The organism is Desulforegulaceae bacterium, assembly GCA_034006035.1.
GTDB lineage: Bacteria > Desulfobacterota > Desulfobacteria > Desulfobacterales > JACKCP01 > JACKCP01.
In genome coordinates this window covers 52,921-76,025 of the sequence record JAVETN010000003.1, presented here as the reverse complement: position 1 = coordinate 76,025, position 23,105 = coordinate 52,921, and the positions used below count along the sequence as shown (strand labels likewise).

At 30.9% G+C, this 23,105-nt stretch carries 21 protein-coding genes; 19 read left to right on the top strand and 2 right to left on the bottom strand.

Annotated elements, in window-relative coordinates:
* Positions 1 to 59 precede the first annotated feature (59 nt).
* Positions 60 to 1,070: a DNA cytosine methyltransferase gene (locus RBR53_03545; protein MDY0131722.1), complete on the bottom strand. Its 1,011-nt coding sequence runs from the start codon at positions 1,068 to 1,070 to the stop codon at positions 60 to 62.
* Between the two features lie 2 nt (positions 1,071 to 1,072).
* Entirely contained in the window at positions 1,073 to 1,897 is an 825-nt protein-coding gene (locus tag RBR53_03540; GenBank protein MDY0131721.1) for a hypothetical protein, read from the bottom strand.
* A gap of 296 nt (positions 1,898 to 2,193) precedes the next feature.
* Here RBR53_03540 and RBR53_03535 point away from each other — a divergent pair, with 296 nt between their 5' ends.
* The 19 genes from RBR53_03535 to RBR53_03445 all read left to right on the top strand — a co-directional run bounded on the left by RBR53_03535 (position 2,194) and on the right by RBR53_03445 (position 23,087).
* Positions 2,194 to 3,477: a nucleotide sugar dehydrogenase gene (locus RBR53_03535; protein ID MDY0131720.1), complete on the top strand. Its 1,284-nt coding sequence runs from the start codon at positions 2,194 to 2,196 to the stop codon at positions 3,475 to 3,477.
* Positions 3,477 to 4,562, top strand: coding sequence for a UDP-N-acetylglucosamine 2-epimerase (non-hydrolyzing) (gene wecB / locus RBR53_03530; protein MDY0131719.1), 1,086 nt, complete (start codon positions 3,477 to 3,479; stop codon positions 4,560 to 4,562). The genes RBR53_03535 and wecB overlap by 1 nt, the downstream gene beginning before the upstream one ends.
* 16 nt (positions 4,563 to 4,578) lie before the next feature.
* The gene (locus RBR53_03525) at positions 4,579 to 5,262 is read left to right on the top strand and encodes a CpsB/CapC family capsule biosynthesis tyrosine phosphatase (protein MDY0131718.1); all 684 of its coding nucleotides are present in this window, start codon (positions 4,579 to 4,581) and stop codon (positions 5,260 to 5,262) included.
* A 304-nt stretch (positions 5,263 to 5,566) separates the two neighbouring features.
* Positions 5,567 to 7,201, top strand: a complete 1,635-nt coding sequence (locus tag RBR53_03520; protein MDY0131717.1) for a Wzz/FepE/Etk N-terminal domain-containing protein — start codon at positions 5,567 to 5,569, stop codon at positions 7,199 to 7,201.
* A gap of 45 nt (positions 7,202 to 7,246) precedes the next feature.
* Positions 7,247 to 8,140, top strand: a complete 894-nt coding sequence (locus RBR53_03515; protein ID MDY0131716.1) for a polysaccharide biosynthesis tyrosine autokinase — start codon at positions 7,247 to 7,249, stop codon at positions 8,138 to 8,140.
* 76 nt (positions 8,141 to 8,216) lie between these two features.
* Positions 8,217 to 9,542, top strand: coding sequence for a TIGR03013 family PEP-CTERM/XrtA system glycosyltransferase (locus RBR53_03510; protein MDY0131715.1), 1,326 nt, complete (start codon positions 8,217 to 8,219; stop codon positions 9,540 to 9,542).
* Between the two features lie 40 nt (positions 9,543 to 9,582).
* Positions 9,583 to 10,164: a polysaccharide biosynthesis/export family protein gene (locus RBR53_03505; GenBank protein ID MDY0131714.1), complete on the top strand. Its 582-nt coding sequence runs from the start codon at positions 9,583 to 9,585 to the stop codon at positions 10,162 to 10,164.
* 20 nt (positions 10,165 to 10,184) lie between these two features.
* The gene (locus tag RBR53_03500; GenBank protein MDY0131713.1) at positions 10,185 to 11,477 is read left to right on the top strand and encodes a hypothetical protein; all 1,293 of its coding nucleotides are present in this window, start codon (positions 10,185 to 10,187) and stop codon (positions 11,475 to 11,477) included.
* Complete coding sequence (locus RBR53_03495) at positions 11,467 to 12,129, top strand: EpsI family protein (protein MDY0131712.1); 663 nt, start codon at positions 11,467 to 11,469, stop codon at positions 12,127 to 12,129. The genes RBR53_03500 and RBR53_03495 overlap by 11 nt, the downstream gene beginning before the upstream one ends.
* On the top strand, positions 12,126 to 12,977 hold the full coding sequence (locus RBR53_03490; protein ID MDY0131711.1) for an exosortase/archaeosortase family protein: 852 nt from the start codon (positions 12,126 to 12,128) through the stop codon (positions 12,975 to 12,977). Before RBR53_03495 ends, RBR53_03490 begins: the two co-directional genes overlap by 4 nt.
* The gene (locus RBR53_03485) at positions 12,974 to 13,831 is read left to right on the top strand and encodes a polysaccharide deacetylase family protein (GenBank protein ID MDY0131710.1); all 858 of its coding nucleotides are present in this window, start codon (positions 12,974 to 12,976) and stop codon (positions 13,829 to 13,831) included. Before RBR53_03490 ends, RBR53_03485 begins: the two co-directional genes overlap by 4 nt.
* 12 nt (positions 13,832 to 13,843) lie before the next feature.
* A complete protein-coding gene (locus RBR53_03480; protein MDY0131709.1) occupies positions 13,844 to 14,878 on the top strand; it encodes a FemAB family PEP-CTERM system-associated protein in 1,035 nt (344 codons plus the stop codon).
* Between the two features lie 10 nt (positions 14,879 to 14,888).
* On the top strand, positions 14,889 to 16,082 hold the full coding sequence (locus tag RBR53_03475; GenBank protein MDY0131708.1) for a TIGR03087 family PEP-CTERM/XrtA system glycosyltransferase: 1,194 nt from the start codon (positions 14,889 to 14,891) through the stop codon (positions 16,080 to 16,082).
* Between the two features lie 4 nt (positions 16,083 to 16,086).
* The gene (locus RBR53_03470; protein ID MDY0131707.1) at positions 16,087 to 18,336 is read left to right on the top strand and encodes a hypothetical protein; all 2,250 of its coding nucleotides are present in this window, start codon (positions 16,087 to 16,089) and stop codon (positions 18,334 to 18,336) included.
* Positions 18,314 to 19,525 carry a glycosyltransferase, exosortase A system-associated gene (locus RBR53_03465; protein ID MDY0131706.1) on the top strand — a complete coding sequence of 404 codons (1,212 nt, stop codon included), beginning with the start codon at positions 18,314 to 18,316 and terminating at the stop codon, positions 19,523 to 19,525. The genes RBR53_03470 and RBR53_03465 overlap by 23 nt, the downstream gene beginning before the upstream one ends.
* A 1-nt stretch (position 19,526) precedes the next feature.
* The gene (locus tag RBR53_03460) at positions 19,527 to 20,363 is read left to right on the top strand and encodes a ThiF family adenylyltransferase (GenBank protein MDY0131705.1); all 837 of its coding nucleotides are present in this window, start codon (positions 19,527 to 19,529) and stop codon (positions 20,361 to 20,363) included.
* Complete coding sequence (locus RBR53_03455) at positions 20,360 to 21,112, top strand: hypothetical protein (GenBank protein MDY0131704.1); 753 nt, start codon at positions 20,360 to 20,362, stop codon at positions 21,110 to 21,112. Before RBR53_03460 ends, RBR53_03455 begins: the two co-directional genes overlap by 4 nt.
* 9 nt (positions 21,113 to 21,121) lie before the next feature.
* On the top strand, positions 21,122 to 21,451 hold the full coding sequence (locus RBR53_03450) for a hypothetical protein (GenBank protein MDY0131703.1): 330 nt from the start codon (positions 21,122 to 21,124) through the stop codon (positions 21,449 to 21,451).
* 187 nt (positions 21,452 to 21,638) lie between these two features.
* A complete protein-coding gene (locus tag RBR53_03445) occupies positions 21,639 to 23,087 on the top strand; it encodes an oligosaccharide flippase family protein (GenBank protein MDY0131702.1) in 1,449 nt (482 codons plus the stop codon).
* The last annotated feature ends 18 nt before the right edge of the window (positions 23,088 to 23,105 follow it).

Sequence of the window (23,105 nt, the reverse complement as noted above, 5' to 3'; positions counted from 1 at the left end):
AATTTTGTATTTTTAATTGATTTTAATAAAAGACAAAGTCACTACATTTAGATTTGAATTCAAAACAAGCTGAAAACATCATCATCAATAATTTTTTTAATAATATATTGCAAAACATTAATTACAACTGTATTTCCAAAAACACGGTAATTAACACTGTCAGAATCATGAAGGATAAATGATTCGGGAAAGCCTGAAATTTTTGCACATTCAAGAGGGGCTAATCTTCTAATTTTTTTATTTATCATATATAATCCAGTCTTTGCACCTATACCTCCGCCATATGCAGACAAGGTTACAGCATGACCGCATTCGTGATATATTCTTTCCCCCTGTCCTCCTTTATTAACAATTCCTATGCGGATAGGTTTTTGAGGATAGTTACCAAAAATATCTTTTTCTATTTTCACATCTTCTTTTAATTTTACATCATTGCGAGTTATTATATATTTTTTTGTCAGTTCATCAGGTAGGCAAAAATCTTTAAGCTTGGAATATTTATCTGTACTTCTCACAAATTTAAAACCATCGACCTTTAAATCTTTTCTGAATGCTAAAATATAAATCCTTTCTCTTTTCTGGGGAATACCGAATAAAGAAGCATTCAGCACTTTATAGTAAACATCATATCCTGCTTCATTTAATATATTTATAACAACTTTAAGAGTTCTTCCCTTATCATGATTTTCAAAGTTTTTTACATTTTCTAAAAATACAAGTTTAGGTAAATGATGTTTTATAATTCTTGCAATTTCAAAAAAAAGGGTTCCTCTTGTATCTTGAAACCCAAGCTGTTTCCCTGAAATACTAAAAGCCTGACATGGAAAGCCTGCACATAAAATATCATGATTCGGTATTTGAGATTCGGATATCTTAGTGATATCGCCGTAAGGCTTTTCACCAAAATTTTCATAATATATATCTTGGCAATCCTTATCCCATTCGCTGGAAAAAACACATTTAGCACCAAAAGATTCAAAAGCAAGCCTGAAACCGCCAATGCCTGAAAATAAATCTATAAAACTAAGTTGGGATAATTTTGTTTCATATGACTTTTCAAAATTTTCCATACTTAACCTTCAAAAAGAGATAAAGGATTGATTTTAAACTGAAGACTTTCAGGGTCGGGAGTTCCACCTTTTCGCTGCATTAATACACGACCTATTTTTAAGCTTCCTCTTGGTGAAAGTTCAATTTCGCCTTGTGAATAGTGGTTAAGGACATAATTTATATCTTTCATTATCCAGCTTATTTTTTCTCCATCCTTTTCAGTCACCAAAAACCAATCTGCACTTAAACCGCCTCTTCCCTTTAATATATCACAAATTATTATAGTCTTATTGTCTTTGAAAAATTTTAGCAGCTCTTCTTTGATATTCTCAGGTATCTCAGAAAAAAAAAGTCTTCTTTCATCACGAAGCTTCAAACAATTTATTTTTTCCATATATTTTTTTGGGTTAATTTCGCCTGTAAATAATTTTAACCATCTTGAAATCTTTTCATTAAATTTCCACATTCCTTGATAAGTCTCAACCGGACGCTTATCAACCTGATTAAAGCCAGCACCTTTATTCGCTTTTTTTAGTGAAATATTTTCCAGAAACAATGTTTCTTTTATTTTTATTTCCAATCGAATCTGAATGTCAGCTTTCTTAAATCTAATTGTTTCTTCATATTTTTCTTTTGTTATTCCAAGTGACAAAGCTGTTCTAAGACTAATTCTTACAGGTATATGAATTGCATTTAAACTATCTATTTTTTCATAATTATAACCCATTACTTTAAGCCATTGCTGAGCATTAATATCTTTTTTCCAGTTTAAAAATTTCTCACAAATATATTTTTCATTTAAGAAACCTCCTTTAGCAGTCATTGAACCAATTTCTTGTTTGTTCATAAATTAATCCCTTTGTAATCTGACTTTAGGTAAAATTCATAGAAAGTATAACCGTTGTATTGCTGCAAATACAAGTTTATGGGAGTTTATTTTAAAGACTATTCCTTTGCAACCTCTTTTGAAAGAAGCTTTATTTCTATTTTTATACTGAACACCAAGCCTATCATTATAATATATAAAATGCTTTTAGAGTATTTGTGTTTAATTTTTAAAATTGACTAATCAAGTCTTTTAAGCAATTATTTAGCTTAATTTTAAAATTGTCTAACAAATCAATTTATAATCAGGATTTAAACATGAATAAAAAAATTGCAGTAATAGGCCTTGGTTATGTTGGTCTTCCCCTTGCCGTTGAGCTTGGTAAAGTTTATGAAACAACAGGTTTTGATATTAATGAAAAAAGAGTTTTAGAGTGCAGGTCAGGAAAAGACTCAACTCTTGAAGTGACAAAAGAAGAATTAAAAGCTGCAGTAAAACTTAAGTATACTTTTGATCCCAAAGATTTAAGCGATGCTGATATTATAATTGTTGCTGTTCCAACTCCTATTAATGAATCTAAAAGTCCGGATTTGACTCCCCTTGTAAAATCTTCGGAAACAGTTGGAAGAAATATGAAAAAAGGTGCAATTGTTGTTTATGAGTCAACTGTTTTTCCAGGAGCTACTGAAGAAGTTTGTGTTCCAATTCTTGAAAAAGAATCAAAAATGAAATGGAAAACTGATTTTAACGTGGGTTATTCGCCAGAAAGAATAAATCCCGGAGACTATGAGAGAAGGCTTACTGATATAAAAAAGGTTGTTTCAGGAGATACAGAAGAAACAGCAATTATTTTAAATGATTTGTATAAGTCAATTATTAAAGCTGGTACTCATCTTACAAAAACCATTAAAGAGGCTGAAGCTGCAAAAGTAATTGAAAACACTCAAAGAGATTTAAATATTGCTTTAGTAAATGAGCTTTCCCTTATTTTTGACAGGATGGGAATTGATACTTTAAATGTTCTTGAGGCAGCCGGAACAAAATGGAATTTCCTTCCTTTCAGGCCGGGCCTTGTTGGAGGGCATTGTATAGGAGTAGACCCCTATTATCTTACTTATAAAGCTAAGACAATAGGATATAATCCTGAAGTTATTCTTGCAGGAAGAAGAATAAACGATAATATGGGTAAGTTTGTTGCAAAAAAAGCAATAAAGGAAATGATCAAGGCGGGAAATAATATCAAAGAGTCAAAAATCGGGATTTTAGGACTTACTTTTAAAGAAGACTGCCCTGATTTAAGAAACACAAGGGTTGTAGATATAATTGAAGAGTTAAGATCTTATGGAGTCTCAGTTCTTGTTCATGATCCCCTTGCAGCTAAAAAAGAGGCAGAAGAAGAATATGGTATAAAACTTTCTTCCTGGGAAGAGCTTGGTACTCTTGATTGTATAATTCTTGCTGTATCACATAAAGAGTTTAAAAAGATATCAGTTGGGAAATATAAAAATAAACTTTCCGATTCAGGCTGTTTTCTTGATGTGAAGTCGGTTTTAAATCCAAAGGAAGCTGAGGAAGCCGGGCTGAATTTCTGGAGGCTTTAATGAAAATATGTATAATTGCCGGAGCAAGACCAAATTTTATGAAAATTGCTCCAATTATCCGGGAAATAAAAAAACACAACAGCCTTGAATATATTCTTGTTCATACAGGACAGCATTATGATTATGAAATGTCAGATGCTTTTTTCAAAGATTTAGAAATTCCAGAGCCTGATTATTTTTTAAATGCAGGTTCTGGAAGTCATGGAAAGCAAACAGCTGATATAATGGTTTCCTTTGAAGAAGTTTGTATTAAAGAAAACCCTGATCTTGTTTTGGTTGTAGGTGATGTCAATTCAACCATGGCAGCTGCAATTGTTGCAAAAAAACTTCTTATCAAGGTTGCCCATGTTGAGGCAGGCTTAAGAAGCTTTGATATTTCCATGCCTGAAGAAATTAACAGAATGGTTACAGATTCAATTTCAGATTATTTTTTTATAACTGAAAAAGCAGCAGGAGAAAATCTTTTAAAAGAAGGTAAATCACAAAAAGATATTTATTTTTCAGGTCATGTAATGATTGATAATCTTTTGTATCAAAAAGCAAAATTACAAAAACCTGAAAACAGTTTTTTTGAAGAATTTAAAATCCAAAACAAAAAATATTTTTTTATGACCCTCCATAGACCTTCCAATGTTGATTCAGAGGAAACCCTTGAAGAAATTTTTGAAGCTCTGAATCAAATTGCTAAAGAGGTTCCTTTTGTTTTTCCTGTTCATCCCAGAACAAAAAATAAACTTGAAGAATTTAAAATCAATGTATCAGAAAATATTTTTCAGGTAAGTCCCCTTGGTTTTAAAGATTCCCTTTATTTATGGAAGGATAGTTCTGCTGTTTTTACTGACAGCGGAGGACTTCAGGAAGAAACCACAGGACTTGGAGTTCCCTGTTTTACTTTAAGAGATAATACTGAAAGGCCTGTAACCATAGATGAAGGAACAAATACTCTGATTGGAAATAAAAAAGAGGATATAATCAAAGCTTATAATAACTTTAAAAAAGGGATTGTTAAATCAGGTCATCTTCCAAAATTTTGGGATGGAAAGGCGTCTGAGAGAATAATTGATGTGTTTTTAAGCTCAAAATAAAAACTTTAAGGATTTAATGATAGATATTCATTCCCATATTCTTCCAGGTATTGATGACGGTTCAAAAAGTATGCGATCTTCGGTTGAAATGGCTTTGATTGCTTATGAAGATGGAATTGACAAGATGATTGCCACTCCTCATATGAGAAAAGATTTAACTCTGGAAGAAATTAAGGAAAAAGTTGAATTGTTTCAGTCTGTTTTGGACTCAAAGGAAATAGACTTGAAAATATATTCCGGAGCTGAAATTCCCTTTGAACTTTTAATGAATGACCCAGAGCCTGTAACTTTAGCAGGCTCTGAGTTTATTTTAGTTGAATTTCCCTATGATTATTTACCTGATTTTATAGAGCAAAAGTTTTTAGAATTATTGCAGTCAGGGTATAAAATAATAATTGCCCATCCTGAAAGAAATCTTGTGTTTATGAAAAATTTTAAACTCTTAAAAAACCTTTTAATGCCAGATGTTTATCTTCAGGTAACAGCAATGAGTATAAAAGGGAGTTTTGGTAGGGCAATTAAAAAATTTTCCATGAAACTTTTAAATAAAAATATGATAAGTTTTTTTGGAAGCGATTGCCACGATCCGTATTTTAGAATTCCTAAAATGTCATATCTTTTAGAGCTTTCAAAAAAAGAAAAAATAAAAGCCAGGATTGAAAAAATCTTAAATGTAAATCCTGTGCAAATAGTTTCTTGAAAAGTTTAAAAAAGCTGAAATAGCTGCAATTTAATCTTATTTCTTGACTTAATTCAGTTTTAAATGAAAGATTTCTTTAAAATTTTTATAAGCTGGATCTATAAAATTGTTAATTTAAGTTTTTTAAGTTTAATGAGGGTTGCAATGTTTTTATGGGTAACATTAAAATCTTGTAATTCAAAAGGTGGATCTTTTTTTAAATTAAACTCTTTGTTGATTTTTTAATCTAGTAAGTATTGTTTTTGTTTCTATTTTATATTAAAATAAAAATTTAAATTTTTACAAAGAAAATATTTTAAAACTTATGGTAGATTTAATTCCTCAAAAGCAAATAAGACCAGAGCAGATTTTAGAAGCATTATTCAGATATAAATGGATAATTTTAGGTTTTCTTGCGGCTGCTCTTACAATTGGATTAGCTAAAAGCTTTCTTGCGACAAGAATTTATCAAGCTTCAACTACAATTCTTGTCCAGCCCCAGAAAGTTCCTCAAGCTTTTGTCAGATCTGTTGTCTCAACAGGGATTGAAGCAAGAATAAGTACTATTTCTCAGCAGATAATGAGCAGGAGTAATCTTGAAAAAATTATAGAGCAGTTTGGTCTTTTTGCTGAAGATGAAGGTACTTATCTTGAAGATAAAATAGAAAGTTTGAGGAAAAGGATTGATGTTAATCTTACAAGAGCAAGGCAAGGTTCAGAAGCTTTTACTATCAATTATAGAGGTAATGATCCTGAAAGAGTAATGAGAATTACCAACACTCTTGCAAGTTATTTTATGGATGAAAACTTAAAAGTCAGGGAAGCCCAGGCTGTAGGCACAAGCGAATTTCTTGAAGTTGAGCTTGGAAAAACAAGAGAGCGTCTTGAGTTTATGGAAAAAAGGCTGACTAAATACAGAACTGAGCATATGGGCGGACTTCCAGGAGAACTTGATAGTAACTTAAGAACCCTTGACAGGCTTCAAAAACAGCATGAATCAAAAAATATAACATTAATGGAGCTTAAAAAAGAAATTTCCAGCTTAAAAACTCAAATGTCAGCACAAAAAAACACTTCAATGCCTTTGTTTGATTCTTTTGAATTTGAAGAAAGCTTTGTTTCAGAAGATGAGGAAAGATTGTCAAAGTTAAAAGAAGTAATGGACAGCCTTTTGTTAAAATATACAGACAAACATCCTGATGTATTAAAGCTTGCGGTAAAAATAGAAAAGCTTGAAAAAAAAATAGAAGATGAAAGAATAAAAAAAGAGATTGAAATTCCAAATGAAGAAGAAATTGAAATTCCAAATGAAGAAGAAATTGAAGAACCATTTTCCTTTGGAGAAGATTTTGGAATAGCAGGACTTAAAGGCAGAATATCTGAAAGCGAAAATCAGATTAAAATCATTGAATCTGAAATAAAAGATATAGAAAACAAAACTGCCATTTATCAGAAAAGAGTTGAAGATACCCCCAAAAGAGAGCAGGAAATGCAGGCTCTACAACGTGATTATAACAATGTAAATTCAATTTATAATTCACTTTTAGATCGTATGCTTGAAGCAGAGATTTCTGTTAATATGGAAAAAAAGCAAAAAGGTGAGCAGTTTAGAATTCTTGATCATGCCCGTATACCTGAAAAGCCGATTTCTCCGGATGTAAAAAAGATGTTTATTTTGTATTTTGGAGGTGGGTTAGCCCTTTCAGGCGGAATCTGCTTTGTTTTATTTATGCTGGATTCGAGAATAAGGACTAATGAAGAAATAGAAAAAGAATTTGAGCTGAATATTCTTGCAGAAATTGCACCTTTAAAACAAACAGGCGATAACTTTAAAAAGAAATTAGAGCTTATCAGCTTTGGTTTTTTATTTCTTTATACTGTTTTTATTACAGGATGCTTTGGTGTTTTGAATCTTTACGGAATAGACAGAACTTTGGGAATAATCAAAAGTTTTTTTTAATGAGCATTTATCCTGGTTTCTAAGTTTAAAAATACGGAGCGGTCATTGGGCAAAATTCATAAAGCACTTGAAAAAATAAAAGCAAATAAAGATGATATTATTGATAGAAATCAAAACCCTGATAAAAAAGATTTCGATTCGGGTTTAGCTGTTGAAGGCATTGAGGATATTGAAGAGATTGAAGAGATTGAAGAAAATATTCCAGAAGAGAAAGAATCAGAAAAAGTATTTTCAAGAATAGATAATGTAGCTGAAATTCTTGTTACAGTAAATAAACCCCATTCTGTAGAATCAGAACAATTTAGGCTTTTAAAAAATTCAATTTTGTTTCCAGATTCGGGAAAACCTCCAAAAACAATAATGGTGACAAGTTCTGATAAAGGCGAAGGCAAGTCTTTTGTTGCCTCAAATCTTGCTGTAAGCATAGCCGCAAGTATTGATGAGTATGTTCTTCTTCTTGACTCTGATTTAAGAGATCCTTCTGTTCATAATATCTTTGGTATAGAAAACTCAAAGGGATTGTCATCATATTTAAGCGGTGAAAGTGATTTGCCCTCTGTTTTTGTTAAAACTTTTTTAAAAAAACTTACTTTGGTTCCTGCTGGTCCTTCTCCTCTAAATCCTTCTGAACTTATTTCCTCTGAACAAATGAAAAGGCTTATTGATGAGCTTAGGTCAAGATATGACGATAGATATATAATAATAGACTCGCCACCTCCTTATATGACATCTGAGGCAAATGCTCTTGCTACCTATGTAGACGGGGTTATTATTGTTGTAAAACAGGGGCATACAAAAAAAGAAAGACTTAAAGATATTCTTGATATTTATGGGAAAGACAAAATTCTTGGAGTGGTTAAAAATTTTGCAACAGGAATGTTTGGTTCAGGTTACGGGTATGACAAACGTTATAATTATGGAAAAAATAAAAAAAAGTGAAACTTAGAAAATGCTTAAACTCTTAAAACAATATTTCCCTATTCGCAATGTTTTATTTTTTGTTATAGAAGCTTTTGTGATTTTTTTAACATTTTTATTTTTGTCAGTGTTTCTAACTATTTCTCCTTCATATTTGTTTGATCTCCTTCTTTTTTTAAGAATAATTTTTATAACTGTCATCTGTGTTCTTTGTCTTTATTATAATGACCTCTATGATTTTAATTTAATTAAAACTATTCCTGAAATACTTGTAAGTCTTTTACAGTCAATCGGAATAGCCTCAATTATATTAGCTATAGTCTATTACCTTTTTCCAATAGCAATAATTGACCAGCGTGCTTATTTTTTAGGTGTGCTGATTCTTTTTATATTTACAATAGGCTGGAGACTTTTATATCTCAGTCTTTTATCAAAAGGAATTTTTAATGAAGATATTATTCTTGTTGGGTCAAGTGACTTCTCTTTTGATATTTACAGTAAAATTAAAGAAACCATAGACTGCGGATATAATGTTAAAGCTGTTTTTCCTGATTTAGGCGATAAAGATATAGATAAATTTGGTGAAGATGTTACATTTTACTATAATATTAAAAACCTTTACAATACAGCCAGCTCAGGGAAAGTAAAAAAGATTGTTATTGCAATAAAAGAAAAAAGAGGATCTTTTCCTTTAACTGAACTTATTCAGTGCAGAAGTGCTGGTTTAGAAGTAATTGACGGGTTTTCATTTTATGAACAGCTTACAGGAAAAATTTTAGTAAATAAAATTAATCCTTCCTGGCTGATTTTTTCAGATGGATTTAAAAAATCATTGGTAAGGAAGCTAATTAAAAGGGTTACCGATATAATAGGTTCGTTTATAATGGTTTTAATCTTGTCTCCCTTAATGCTTTTAGTTGCTTTGGCCATAAAGATTGATTCAAAAGGGCCTGTGTTTTTTTCCCAGGACAGGGTAGGATTAAACAGAAAAGAATTTATGATGTTTAAATTCAGGTCAATGAAAAAGGATGCAGAAAAACTTACAGGGCCTGTATGGGCAGGCGAAGATGATCCAAGAATAACTAAAATGGGCAGGCTTATAAGAAAATATCGAATTGATGAGCTACCCCAGTTATGGAATGTTTTAAAGGGTGAAATGAGTCTTGTTGGACCAAGGCCTGAAAGAAAACATTTTACAGACAGCCTTGAAAAAGACATACCTTTTTACTCCCAGAGATACCTTGTTAAGCCAGGACTTACAGGGTGGGCTCAGATTTCATTTGATTATGCAGCAACTATTGAAGATTCAATGGAAAAGCTTAACTATGATCTTTTTTATATTAAAAATATGACAACTGCTCTTGATTTGTTTGTTTTGCTGCGAACAGTTAAAATTGTATTGTTTGGCCGTGGCTCCAGGTAAGATCTAATCTTAATTAAAATTTAATTAAAAGGAGAATCAAATGTTCTCTAAAAAAAAGTTTAAAAAAAGTTTATTCTTGTTTTTATTTGTTTTTGTCTGGAGTTCAATTGGATTTGGAGAAGAAACAAAGACTTTGGGGTCTAAATATCTCATAGGAGAGGGAGATGTTTTAAAAATTAATGTGTGGAAAGAGCCTGATCTTACAATTGATGCTGCTAGGGTAAGGCTTGACGGGAAAATCACTTTTCCTCTTCTTGATGATATAAAAGCTTCTGGAGCTACAACAATGGAGCTTAAAGAAACAATTCAGGAAAAACTTGGAAAATTTGTTGAAGCTCCCACTGTAACGGTTACTCTTATCGATTCTGCCAGCAAAAAATTCTATATACTTGGAGAAATAGCAAAAACAGGCGAATATCCAATTCTAAAGAGCTTAACAGTTATGCAGGCTTTTGCACTTGCAGGAGGCTTTACAGAATGGGCTTCAAAAAAAGAAATTCTTCTTTTTAGATATAATGAGGGCGTGGAAGAAAAAATTATTATTAATTACAGAGATATCCTTAAAGGTGATATGTCTAAAAATATCCCTATTAAAACTGATGATATTATTGTTGTACCTTAAATAATTAAGGAAAAAGTAAATTGAAAAATTTTTTATTTACCCTGATAGTTCTTTTTTTTATTTACCCTTATTCATCTTTTGCTCTGACCAAATTTACTCCTGGTTTTTCAGTTACTGAGGACTATACAGACAACTACAATCAGGACAAGTTAAGTAAAGACAAAGAAGAAGATTTTTCCACTAAATATAGTTTAAGCTTTGCCCTTGATTCGGAAACAAGAACTTCAAAGATTGGAGTTCTTTACAATCCCACCTATGTTGACAGCCATGACCATGACGACAATGATTCCATGGAGCACTTGTTTAATCTTAATTCATTATTCAATATAACAAAATTTACAGATATAACTTTTTCAACTGCATTCACCAGAAGCAGAGACAGAACACTTAGAACAGGTGATTGGGAAGAACATGATACACATTCTGTATTGATTGGAATGAACAATAGATTTGCAGAAAACAGTAATAGAGGGATCAGTCTGTCCTTTACTGGTGATAACTACGACGAAGACAACAATGATGATCATAGATCCTATGATTTAAATGCTTATATCACCCATTGGTTCAGTGTGAAATACGGGTATAGTGCAGGTTTAAGTGCAGAAAAAACAACCTATGACAATGATGGTGATAAAGACACTTTTATAGGAAATATAAAATTATCAAGAAAGTTTACCAGACATTTTAGTACATACATTGCTTATAAACAATCATACTCAGAACAAAATGATGAAAGTCATGAAATCTATAAACCCTCTCTAGGGTTCGATTGGAATACAAGTGAAACTTCCAGGGTTTCACTTGGTGCTGGTGTTTTATTTAATAGATATAGTGATCAGGAAGATTCAAACGACTTTTTTATTGATGCAGATATTTATAAACTTTTTGATTTTACCAAAAGAAGCTCTTTGTCTGTATATGCTTCAAGCGGGCATCAAGAAACAAGCGAAGATGCTGCAAGTCTTGGTTTTAGTACTTATTATCAAGGGGGATATAATTATAATTATCTTCTTACCAGAAGGCTTTCCTTAGATTTGAATGGCTCATATAAGATTCAGGATTTTAAAGAAAAATTTGCCGATAGAAAAGATAAAACCCTTGATTTGGGTACGGGTTTGAGCTGGACTGTATTTAAATGGATGAATGCAAGGGTTTATTATGCATATACAAAATTTGATACAGATGTGGAAACACGTGATGATTACGAGGAAAATAAAGCAGGAATCACCATAAGTTTTCATCCTTCAGTTTCTTCAAGAATTGATCTTGAAAATGAAGGTCCTGGTCTGAAAAGGCCGTCTTATGGAAAATAAAAAACCGCAAAAACTGTATACAAAATACAAAAAAGTTATAATCTTAGCAATATTAATGTTTTTTGCTGTTTTTGTTCTAAGCCTTGCAAAAGACTCTAAGGAAATCCAGCCTTTAAAAGATTTTTCTAAATTTCCTTTAAAAATAGGAAAATGGCAGGGAGAAAAAGATTTTTTCAATCAAAAAATTTACGATATTCTCGGAGTTGATGACTCAGTTCTTGCCCATTACAAAGATGATAAAAATCAATATGTTCAGCTGTATATTGGTTTTTACAGAAATCAGAAAGAAGGGGATCTAATTCATTCTCCAAAAAACTGTATGCCCGGGGCTGGTTGGAATATTGTTAATTCGGGAATAGAAGAGGTTGTTCTTGAAGATGACAAAACAATAAAAGTTATAAAATTAAATTTAAAAAAAGACAGTGAAGAGCAAATAGTTTTGTACTGGTTTCATTCAAGAGGAAGAATTATCTCTTCTGAATATTTTCAGAAAATCTGGCTTGTTATAGACTCAGTAACAAGAGGAAGAACAGATGGTTCTTTTGTAAGGCTTGTTTCACCTGTTAATGAAACAAGAGATAAAACCCTTGAAATTTTAAAAGAATTTACCTCAGAAATTTATCCTTACTTAAACGAGTATATTCCCTCATGAAATTAAATCTAAAAAAAGACGCCCTGATTCAACTTGTCATAATTACAGTCCTTTTTTGTTTTGTATTTTTTAATACAATTGTAAATCTTGTAAAGGACTGGTCAATAGATGACAATTTTTCCCATGGGTTTTTAATTCCTTTTATTTTTATTTATATGGTTTGGTTTAGGTTTGATGAATTAAAACAAACAAAAATAAAATCATCAAATTTGGGAATAATAATTATTTGTCTGGGCCTTGTTTGTTATTTAGCAGGAAATCTTGGAGCAGAGTTTTTTGTAATGCGTGTTTCCATGATAACAACTTTTGCCGGCCTTATTATTTGGTTTTTGGGAGTTAAAATATTCAAAAAAGTTTTTATTCCTGTTTTATATCTTTTTTTGATGATTCCAATCCCTTCTATAATATGGAATAAGCTGGCGTTTCCTTTGCAGCTTTTTGCAGCATCAGGAGCTACAAGCATTATTCAAATGTTTGGGTTATCGGTTTTAAGGGAAGGAAATATTTTACACCTTGTTAATACAAGTCTTGAAGTTGTAGATGCCTGCTCTGGTTTAAGATCTTTAACTTCTCTTTTGGCTTTAAGCGGTGCATTTGCTTATATTTCTCCATTGAAAAATATAAGTAAATGGATTTTGTTTTTTTCAGCAATTCCAATTGCCGTGGCTGTAAATATATTGCGTCTTATAATTACTGCCTTTGCAGCAGTTTATATCAGCCCTGAAACAGCCCATGGGTTGTTGCATGATATGGCTGGAATTGTTGTGTTTGGTGCAGCACTTTGTTTTACATATCTTTTATATTTACTTCTTGATTTCATTGAAAATTTTAAAAGAGCAAAGATATGAAAATAAACCCAGAAAAAAAAATATTTCTAACATTTGATGTTGAAGACTGGTTTCAGGTAGAAAACTTTAAACAAAATATAAGTTTTTCATCCTGGAAAGAACGTGAATTAAGAGTTTATGATAACACAATTAAAGTACTTGATATTCTTGATTCTTTTTCTTTTAAAGTAAAAGGAACATTTTTTATTCTAGGCTGGCTTGCAGATATTGTTCCAGAGCTTGTAAAAGAAATTGATAAAAGAGGCCATGAAATAGCATCCCATGGTTATAACCATCAGTTATGTACAAATTTAAATAAAAAAGAACTTTTATTTGATTTAATAAAAAGCAAGGAAACCCTGGAGTCTTTAATCAACAAGCCTGTTACAGGTTACAGAGCACCAAGTTTTGCTGTAACAAATGAAATCTTGGAAACAATAAAAAAAGCAGGCTATCTTTATGATTCAAGCCATAATAATTTTTCCATGCATGGAAGATATGGAAAGCTTGATATTTCTTCATGGAAAAAAAGAGGTTTTTTCTTTGAAGTTTCAGATGGCTTTTATGAAATCCCTTTAAGTAATTTAACTTTTGGAAAAAAAGTTATTCCACTTGGAGGAGGAGGTTATTTCAGGCTTTTTCCGCTTCCTTTTTTTAAGATGGGAATGAAATCTGTTTTAAAAAAAGATAATGCCTTTGTTTTTTATGCACATCCCTGGGAATTTGATCCGGGTCAGCCAAGGGTAAGTGATGCTCCAAAAGGCTTTAAATTCAGGCATTATATAAACCTTGATAAAACAGAAAAAAAATTAAGAAATCTTTTAAATTCATTTCAAACCTGTGAGTTTTTAAAGTTAAACACTATAGTAAGTTAAAGTTATAAAAAAATGATAAAAATTAAATCCGTTCAAAACAATTTAAGAAACCAGAGCTTTTGTGATGAATATATCAAATCTCATAAGCTGGGGTCTGTTTTTCATCTGACTTCCTGGAAAAAAGTAGTAGAAAAAACGTTTAAACACAAAAGCCATTATTTTTATGCAGAAAAAGGCAATAAAATTTGCGGAATATTCCCTGTGTTTGAAATTAAAAGCCTTTTGTTTGGTCATTTTTTTGTTTCTATCCCTTTTGCTGAAATTGGTGGAATAATTGCAGATAACGAACTTATAGAAAGAAAGCTGTTTAATTCAGCACTTGAGATATGCAAAACCAAAGGTGGAAGTTACCTTGAGCTTAGAAACAGGGCAGAAAAAAAAGGTCTTCTTACTAAATCATTGTATTATACTTTTAAAAAAGAAATTTCTTTTGACCATGACAAAAATTTAAAAGAAATTCCAAGAAAATCCAGGGCTATGGTAAGAAAAGCTCTTAAGTCAGGTTTAAAATCAGAAAACGGGCACCATTTGATTGATGATTTTTATAAAATTCTTTCTCTCAATTATCACAGGCTTGGAACCCCTGTTTTTCCTAAAAGGTTTTTCAAAAACTTTCTTGAAGAATTTAAGGAAAACTCAGGAATATTAACAGTTAAAACAGAAAAAAATGAGCTTGCAGCAGCAGTTTTATATTTTACTTATAATAACCAGATGATTCCATATTACGCAGGGTCAGACTTTACATATCGAAGTTATGGGCCAAATGATTTTATGTATTGGGAATTGATGAAACTTGGAGCTGAAAAAAAGTGCAATATTTTTGATTTTGGAAGAAGTAAAGTAAATACAGGCTCTTTCAGCTTTAAAAAGCATTGGGGATTTAAACCTGAACCTTTAGCCTATCAATATGAGTTGATAAATACTGAAAGCCTTCCCAACTTAAGTCCTGCAAATCCAAAATATCAGAAAAAAATTGAACTTTGGAAAAAAATGCCTTTGGAAGTTTCAAAAATTATTGGGCCTTTTATTTCAAAAGACCTTGTATAAAGGTTTGATTATGAAAAAAAACATTCTATTTTTAGCACATCGAATACCTTATCCTCCAAACAAAGGGGATAAAATCAGATCGTTTAATGAGATAAAATTTTTATCAAAAGATAACAAGGTTGACTTAATAGCTTTTGTTGATGATCCTAAAGATTATGGATATAATAGAGAACTGAAAAAATATTGTAACAAAGTAAAAATTATTAAATTAAACAAAATCATATCAAAAATCACTGGTCTGATTTTTTTTATTTTAGGAAAAAGTATTTCTGAGGGATATTTTTTCAATTTTAAATACAAAAAAAGCCTGGGAGTTTTTTTAAAAGAAAACAAATACGACAAAATAATTTGTTTTTCTTCAGTTATGGGTCAATATCTTATTGATGAAAAGTTAGAAAAAATCGAACTTATAATGGATTTTTGCGACCTTGATTCAGATAAATGGATACAATACTCTAAATCATTCAAATTTCCATTAAACCTGGTCTTTGAAAAGGAAGCAAAAAGAGTTTTAGCACTGGAAAAAAAAATAAATAAAAAATTTAACTCAAGTATTTTTATTTCTGTTTCTGAAGCAAAACTTTTTAAAAAATATTATCCTGATGCAAAAAAAATAAAAATAGTTCCAAATGGAGTTGATTATAAATATTTTGATAAAGATAAGGTAAAACCATTTAAAAAGCCAGCAGATACCATAAGGATAATGTTTTCGGGTGCTATGGATTATTATCCAAATATTGAAGCGGTTGAATGGTTTGCACAAGATATATTTCCAAAAATAAGAAAAGAAATATCTAATGTGGAATTTATGATTGTTGGAAGAAATCCTGAAAAAAAAGTCAGACAGCTGGAAAAAATTAAAGGTATTAAAGTAACCGGATTTGTTGATGATATAAGGATATATTATAAATCAGCAGATATTTGTGTTGCTCCTCTTTTAATTGCAAGGGGAGTTCAAAATAAAGTTCTTGAAGCAATGGCAATGGCCAAACCTGTTGTTGCGACTTCCAATGCAATTGAAGGTATTGACTTAGAGATAAACAAAGATTGCCATCTTGCAGATTCAGCTGAAAAATTTGCGGAACTGGTTGTCAATCTCATAAAAAATAAAGACCTGAGAGAAATGTTAGGAACAAATGCCAGAAATTATATAACATCAAATCACAACTGGGATTTCAATCTTAAATCTCTAATAGAGAATTAAAAAAATGAAAAAATATTTAAAAAAACTGTATAAAATATCAGTTACTTTTTTTTGTTTACTAGGTATTCTCTTTTTTTTATCAGCCGTAGTTTTTTTCTTTAATGCTGAAAGTAAAGATATCAAATCTTTACTTAGAAAAGTAAGTCAAAAAATCAACTTCAAAGCTGAGATAACAAACTATACAAATAATGAGCCAAAGTTTAATACCCATAAACTTACAGGAAAAATAAAGGCTGATTATCCTAGGACGGTATTTAAATCAAGCAAGCATATAGAGCTTTTAAGAAACAAATATATTGAAGATGAAAAGTATAGAAAGGTTGTTGATTCATATACAAAAAAAGCTTCAAAATGGCTTTGTTCAATGGATTTTGAAGCGGGAAAAGAAGGGGTTGATTCTTTACTGAACTCAAACGTTTTGTATCCAAGGGCAGCTGGTGGAGATGGTAATGGTTTAGATTTGGCTTTAATGTATGATTTCCTTTTTGATTATCCTGATTGGACCTTAGATGAAAGAACTAGAGTAAACTTAAAGCTTAAAGATTACATAAAAAAAGCATTGGAAGTGTTAGATGGAAACTCGGCGTCCATGTGGCATGGAAGATTTCAAATAGCTTGTTCAAACTGGGTTGCAGCAGTAGTTTTCGATCCTTTTTCTAAAGATGATATTAAGCTTGTTCAAAGATCCCAGGCTCATTTTTTAGAAGCACTTGAAGCAATAAATATCACAGAAGGCTGGCCAGAAGGATACAGTTACTGGATAAACAACAGAGCTTATCCCTTTGTTATTGCATGTTTAACCCATTTAAATGCAGTTGATGATCCAGTAACAAATCTTAAAATAAAAAAAGTGTTAAATTCTGTTGGAGAATGGATTGTTTACGGAACAAGATCAGATGGTTTTTTTCATCTTTTTGGGGATACAGGGCCAAGAAACGATTTAAAAGAAGAAACTCAGCGTGTCGTTGATATCTTATATCTTGCAACTTACAACCCAATGTTCAGAGATTTTTCTAAATACCTTAGCTCACTGCACGGAGCATCGGCTTGTTTTTGGGGTTATCGCTGGGGGATACCGGTATTTAGATGGTTTGATACTTTTGATAAAGATATTTCCGGTCAGTATAAAGATTTGTCGGTTTTGGAAAAATCCAATGAAAATCTTAAAAAAAGCAGGCTTTTTGGTGAAAATTTTTTTGGACAGGTTTTTATGAGGTCCGGGTGGACTAAACAAGATACTTTTATAAGCTATATTGCCGGCAATAGCTTTACTCATCACGGACATTACAAAGCAGGTCATTTTACAATTTTTAAAAATTCGCCTCTTGCTATATCCAGCGGCTCATATGGAGGGTATACTTCAGAGCACAGATTAAATTATTACATCAGAACGGTATCTTCAAATTCTATTTTAATTTTATCACCAGATGAATGCCAAAAACCCGATAAGTTTTTTAATGACTGTGTTTCCGGAGGAGGTCAAAGAATAATTATACCTACCGGAAGTGCAATAACAAGCATAAAAAACTACTATGATAACCTTGAACAAGGCTTAAAGTATCAAGGTGGTAAAATTCTTGATTTTAAGAACGATAATGAAGACTATGTTTATATTTTAAGCGATTTGACAAATGCTTACAGTAAAGAAAAGGCTGAATCTGCAATAAGAGAGCTGGTTTATCTTATAAAAGAAGATGTCTTGGTAGTACATGATATTGTAGAGTCAGTTAAAAAAAATTATGTTAAAAAGTGGCTTTTGCATTCATGGTCAAAGCCTGAAACAATTAATGAAACAATTGTCAAAGGAAGTTATACTAATGGTATTCTGGAAACCTTTGATAAAAAGCTTGAAATTAAGAATGGGGATGGAAAACTTTATATAGAAGCAATCCTTCCAGAAAAAAGCTTGATTAGAAAAATAGGCGGCCCAGACTATAGATTTTATGTTGAAACCGATGGAGATGAGCAAAGGCTTGATGGAAAAAATATGAGCTCCGGTGCTGTTGAAAAAAAATGGTTTGATTCAGGTCTATGGCGTTTTGAACTTCAGTCACAGGATGAAACAAAAAAGACGGAGTTTTTGGTTATTTTAAAGCCATCATCAAAAGGTGAGAAATCTAACTTAAAATATGAAAAAAAAGTTAATAAAAATAATATTGAACTTAAAATAAACAATAAAATTTTAATTTTTGATAAAAACAATAAAACTAAAATAAAAAGCATGGATAAAAATGAAAATCCTTCACATTCTTGATCATAGTCTTCCTTTACACAGTGGCTATACATTCAGAAGTCAGAATATATTTCTCGCTCAGCAAAAAAACGGATTTGCTCCAATTGTTTTGACTTCTCCAAAACATGAAGAAAATCTGGAAGATCCAATAAAAACAAGACAAGAAATAATTGACGGTATAAAATACTATAGAACAGGTTTTGCAAAACCCAGAATTCCTTTTTTTTATGAACTTTTTTTGATGGGCCGGCTTTATAAGCGAATTAAAGAAATTATAAAAATTGAAAAACCAGATATTATTCAAGCACATTCCCCTGTTTTAAATGGATTTCCCGCATATTTTGCAGCAAAGAAATTTAACCTTCCTTTTGTATCTGAAATCAGAGCTTTCTGGGAAGATGCAGCTGTGGATCATGGCACATATACAGAAAATTCCTTTAAATATAAGATCACTAGAAACCTTGAAACATTTTTGTGCAAAAAAGCATCTCATATAGCAGTTCTTTGTGAAGGAATAAAGCAGGACTTAGTTAATAGAGGCATTGATAAAAATAAAATAACCCCGGTTTTTAACGGCATTGATCCAGCACATTTAAAACCTGCTGTTTCGGATTCCGGGTTAAAAAAAGAATGGAATCTTTCAAATAAAAAAATAATTGGATTTGTAGGTTCTTTTTATAGGTATGAAGGACTTGATTTGCTTGTAAAGGCTTTTGCATCAATATCTAAAACTCAATCCGATGCATTTCTTCTTTTAGTAGGTGGAGGTGAAATGAAAAAAGAGCTTGAAGAGCTTGTTAATCAATTGGGAATTAATGAAAAAGTCTTAATGCCGGGCAGAATAGATCATTCAAAAATTGCAGAAGTATATTCAATTATAAATATTCTTTGTTATCCAAGATATTCCATGAGGCTTACAGAGCTTGTTACTCCCTTGAAACCTCTTGAAGCAATGGCTATGAAAAAAGCTCTTGTTGCAAGTGATGTGGGAGGACACAAAGAGTTGATTATTAACGGAAAAAACGGTCTCCTTTTTAAGGCTGGAAATTTGCCTGATTTAAAAAAGAAGCTGTCAGATTTATTGGACAGTGAAACTAAAATTAACCAATTGCAGGAGTTTGGTTTGAAATGGGTAAATTCTAATCATAAATGGTCAAAAACTACTTTTGTTTATAAAGACATCTATAATAAATCAAAAAAAGGGCTGTAAATTGGAAGAACAGGAATATATCAAAGGAATGCTGAATCGGACATCGTTATTTATAGATGATTTTTCAATGAATAAAATTCGAAATACAACTTTTGCAATTTCTGGTCTTGGCGGTGTTGGTGCAATAACAGCTGAACTTTTTGCCAGATGGGGAGTTAAAAAATTCAGGCTTCTTGATATGGATAAATATGAAGTAACAAACCTGAACAGGCAGTTATTTGCAACATCAAAAACACTTGGAAAATATAAAGTTGATATTACAGCAGAAAGAATAAAAGAAATTAACCCTTATGCTGAAATAGAAATAAAAATTACTGATAGAGTTACAAATTCAAATATCGACAAGTTTTCAGAAGGTGCAGATATTATGATACAAAGTGCAGACTATCCTTCATGTAAACTTTTTTATCTTGCAGCTCAAAAAAGAAAAATTCCTTTAGTCAATGGATATGCAAATATTAGTGGGGGAAGGGTTCAATCCTTTGATTATAGATATTCTGAATGTGAAAGCTTTTTAGAAAAAATCTGGAGAAAGTTTAAGTATAAAAATGTTAAACCTATTACAGAAATGACTGAAGATGAACTCATTGAGTTTGATAATAAATTTGTTCACCAAACCTCTGGATCACTAAACTTTGTAACAAATATGGTTGGTTGCTTAATTGTAAGTGAAGCAATAAAGCTTATAATTGGAAAAGGAAAAGCTGTTAAATATCCAAAATATTTAAATTTTGAACTTTATGACAATAAAATGCAAATAAAAAACTCCACTTCATTTCTCAACAAGGATATTTATAGAAAAATTTTTGAATATATTAAATCTAAGGCTTCATTATGAAAAAAAATATTGTTGTTTTTACAACTGGTTCAAGTGGAAGTTCTGTTCTTACTGGACTGATTGCCACTCAAGGTTACTGGCTTGGGGAAGAAACTAAAAAACTTAATTTTGATACTTATGAAAACTCAGAACTGGTAGATTTAAATATTGAAATTTTGAAGGCATCAGGATTTGGCAGAAGAGATTGTAATGACATTCCACCTCCTTCAATTGAAAAAATCTCCCAGCTCAAAAAAACTCTTAATCCTGATATATTTCAAAAGTTTATTGATAAATGCAATGCCAATGGTCCTTGGTTGTGGAAAGATCCACGACTTTCATACACTATACATTTTTGGGATCAATTTAGTGAAGTCAATAATGCTGATTTTATATTTATTGATAGGGATCCTTTTCAAAGTTATTCAGGGTTGATTCTTAGCCGTAAAATTCCTATGAGTTTTAAAGAGCATGGACAAATGAACTCTAATTATCACAAGAGTTATATGAAATATTTGGAAAACAATGGGCTTTTTGATCATAAGTTTGTTTTTGAGGATCTAATTATAAACCCTCAAGAATTTATAAAAAAAATAAATAAAATTTATAATTTAAATATTGAGTTTAAAGATTTAACAAATATTTACAAAGGGGTTTTATTTAAAAAAAGATATAGAACTTTTTCAATACTTAAGGCTTTTATTTACTATTATTTATACAGGTATTTAAAAAGAGAAAAGATAACCTTTCCAAGGCGGGATAATATATAAGGAGTGAATATGAAAAGAATAAAGATTATATTCTTATTTTTAGTTTTATTTGTTGGGTTTTCTTCGAATGTTTTTTCAAAGAATGTTCATCCTATTAATTTAAAACTTATTAAGCATGGGTATTTAAAGGCAGTCCCTAAGTATTACCCTGAGGTTCCCAGAATTCCAGCCAATACAGCTCTAAATCTTTATAATTCAAATCAGGCTTTATTTATTTTGGTTTCCTATCATAACAAAGATTTGATTCCCGGAGCATTCCATTTTACTGAAGGACAGATAGCAAAAATAAATCCAAATAAACTGCCGTTAAAGAACAAAAAATGTCTTATTGTTTACTGACCTTGAGGACCCGGAGAAGGTACAGCGGCCCGTGCGGCAGCTAATTTTATTGAAAAAGGTTTGAAACGAAAAGTTTTTGTTTCTATAGGCGGAGTTGGTGCAATGGCAGATGTTGGTTTTCCTTTTGTAATAAAGTCTCAGTATCGTTAATCTGTTAAATTATCAATTAAACTAAACTGGATTTAATTTGCTAAAAGAGTTTAAAGAGTTAATCAAGCATAGTGCAATATATGGCAGTGCTAATTTTTTGAAAAAAGGGATCGGATTTCTTATGATCCCTGTTTATACAAGATTCTTGACTCCAGCTGATTATGGTGTTTTGGAATTACTTGATCTTACCCTTGAAATTGTAGGAATGATAGTTGGTATGAGGCTTGGTGGTGCCTTAATAAGGTATTACCATAACTATGATTCTAAGGAAGATAAAGAAGCTGTGTTTACAACAGCTTTAATATTTTCCGCAATTTTAAGTATATTTCTTTTATGTGTTCTTCAGTTATTCAGCAAAAACATTTCTTTTTTAGTCACAGGTACTGATGAGTATTTACTTTCTTTTCAAATGGTTTTTATATGTTTTGCAATACAAAATATATATTTAATTTCAGAGACATATTTAATTGTCCAGAAAAAATCTGTTTTGTATTCTTTTTTATCTACAATGACATTAGTTCTTAGCTTGAGTCTCAATATTTTGTTTGTTGTTTTTATGGGAATGAAGGTTTATGGAATTTTACTTAGCATGCTGATCACTAAAAGTATAAATGCTGTTATTGTTGTACCGGTTACTTTAAAAGGAGTACGCTTAAGATTCAGCATTAAAAAACTTTTAGAAATGGTCAAGTATGCTCTTCCCCTGATTCCTGCTTCACTTTCAATGTTTGTTATTCATTTTTCAGATCGGTTTTTTATTCAGAAATATTGTGAACTAAATGAACTGGGACTTTATTCTTTGGGATATAAATTTGGAATGATGATCTCTGTTCTTATTTCACAGCCTATTTTTAGAATATGGGATACTCAGCGATATGAAATAGCAAAAAAAGAAAATGGCAAAGAAATTTTTTCAAAAGTTTTTACTTATTATAACTTTTTTGTTGTTTCAGTAGGGTTGGTTATAAGTGTATATATAAGAGAAATAATATTTATTATAGCATCAGATTCTTTTCAGGGTGGAAGTGAAGTTGTTCCTTTAATTGTTTTAAGTTATATATTCTTTGGCATATCAAGTTTTGTTTCCTTTGGAATTCTTTACAGGTATCAGACAAAATATATTGCTTTGATACAATTGATAGTTGCAGGGGTAAATATCATAGCCAATATATTTTTCATCAAAAATTACGGGGTAATAGGGGCTGGAATTTCAACTCTTATAACTTTTTTTACGCTTTCATTGTTGACTTATTTCTTTGCTCAAAAATTATATTATATAAAGTTTGAATATTTTAAATTTTTTATTTTATTTTTTACTGCTGTTTCTTTTTTCCTAATTGCAAACAGTATTGATGAATCTTTGGTTGTTTCTATTATAATAAAAACATTTCTTTTAATATTGTACCTTGTTGTTCTTTTTGTGTTTAAATTTTTCACTATGGAAGAAATTAGACAAGTAAAAAGAATGTTTTTTAGTAAAAATTAGGAAACTAATCTAGTTTTT

Coding starts and splice junctions, on each gene's coding strand:
- RBR53_03545 (MDY0131722.1), bottom strand. CDS start 1,070: ATGGAAAATTTTGAAAAGTCATATGAAACAAAATTATCCCAACTTAGT.
- RBR53_03540 (MDY0131721.1), bottom strand. CDS start 1,897: ATGAACAAACAAGAAATTGGTTCAATGACTGCTAAAGGAGGTTTCTTA.
- RBR53_03535 (MDY0131720.1), top strand. CDS start 2,194: ATGAATAAAAAAATTGCAGTAATAGGCCTTGGTTATGTTGGTCTTCCC.
- wecB (MDY0131719.1), top strand. CDS start 3,477: ATGAAAATATGTATAATTGCCGGAGCAAGACCAAATTTTATGAAAATT.
- RBR53_03525 (MDY0131718.1), top strand. CDS start 4,579: ATGATAGATATTCATTCCCATATTCTTCCAGGTATTGATGACGGTTCA.
- RBR53_03520 (MDY0131717.1), top strand. CDS start 5,567: ATGGTAGATTTAATTCCTCAAAAGCAAATAAGACCAGAGCAGATTTTA.
- RBR53_03505 (MDY0131714.1), top strand. CDS start 9,583: ATGTTCTCTAAAAAAAAGTTTAAAAAAAGTTTATTCTTGTTTTTATTT.
- RBR53_03495 (MDY0131712.1), top strand. CDS start 11,467: ATGGAAAATAAAAAACCGCAAAAACTGTATACAAAATACAAAAAAGTT.
- RBR53_03490 (MDY0131711.1), top strand. CDS start 12,126: ATGAAATTAAATCTAAAAAAAGACGCCCTGATTCAACTTGTCATAATT.
- RBR53_03485 (MDY0131710.1), top strand. CDS start 12,974: ATGAAAATAAACCCAGAAAAAAAAATATTTCTAACATTTGATGTTGAA.
- RBR53_03480 (MDY0131709.1), top strand. CDS start 13,844: ATGATAAAAATTAAATCCGTTCAAAACAATTTAAGAAACCAGAGCTTT.
- RBR53_03475 (MDY0131708.1), top strand. CDS start 14,889: ATGAAAAAAAACATTCTATTTTTAGCACATCGAATACCTTATCCTCCA.
- RBR53_03470 (MDY0131707.1), top strand. CDS start 16,087: ATGAAAAAATATTTAAAAAAACTGTATAAAATATCAGTTACTTTTTTT.
- RBR53_03465 (MDY0131706.1), top strand. CDS start 18,314: ATGAAAATCCTTCACATTCTTGATCATAGTCTTCCTTTACACAGTGGC.
- RBR53_03455 (MDY0131704.1), top strand. CDS start 20,360: ATGAAAAAAAATATTGTTGTTTTTACAACTGGTTCAAGTGGAAGTTCT.
- RBR53_03450 (MDY0131703.1), top strand. CDS start 21,122: ATGAAAAGAATAAAGATTATATTCTTATTTTTAGTTTTATTTGTTGGG.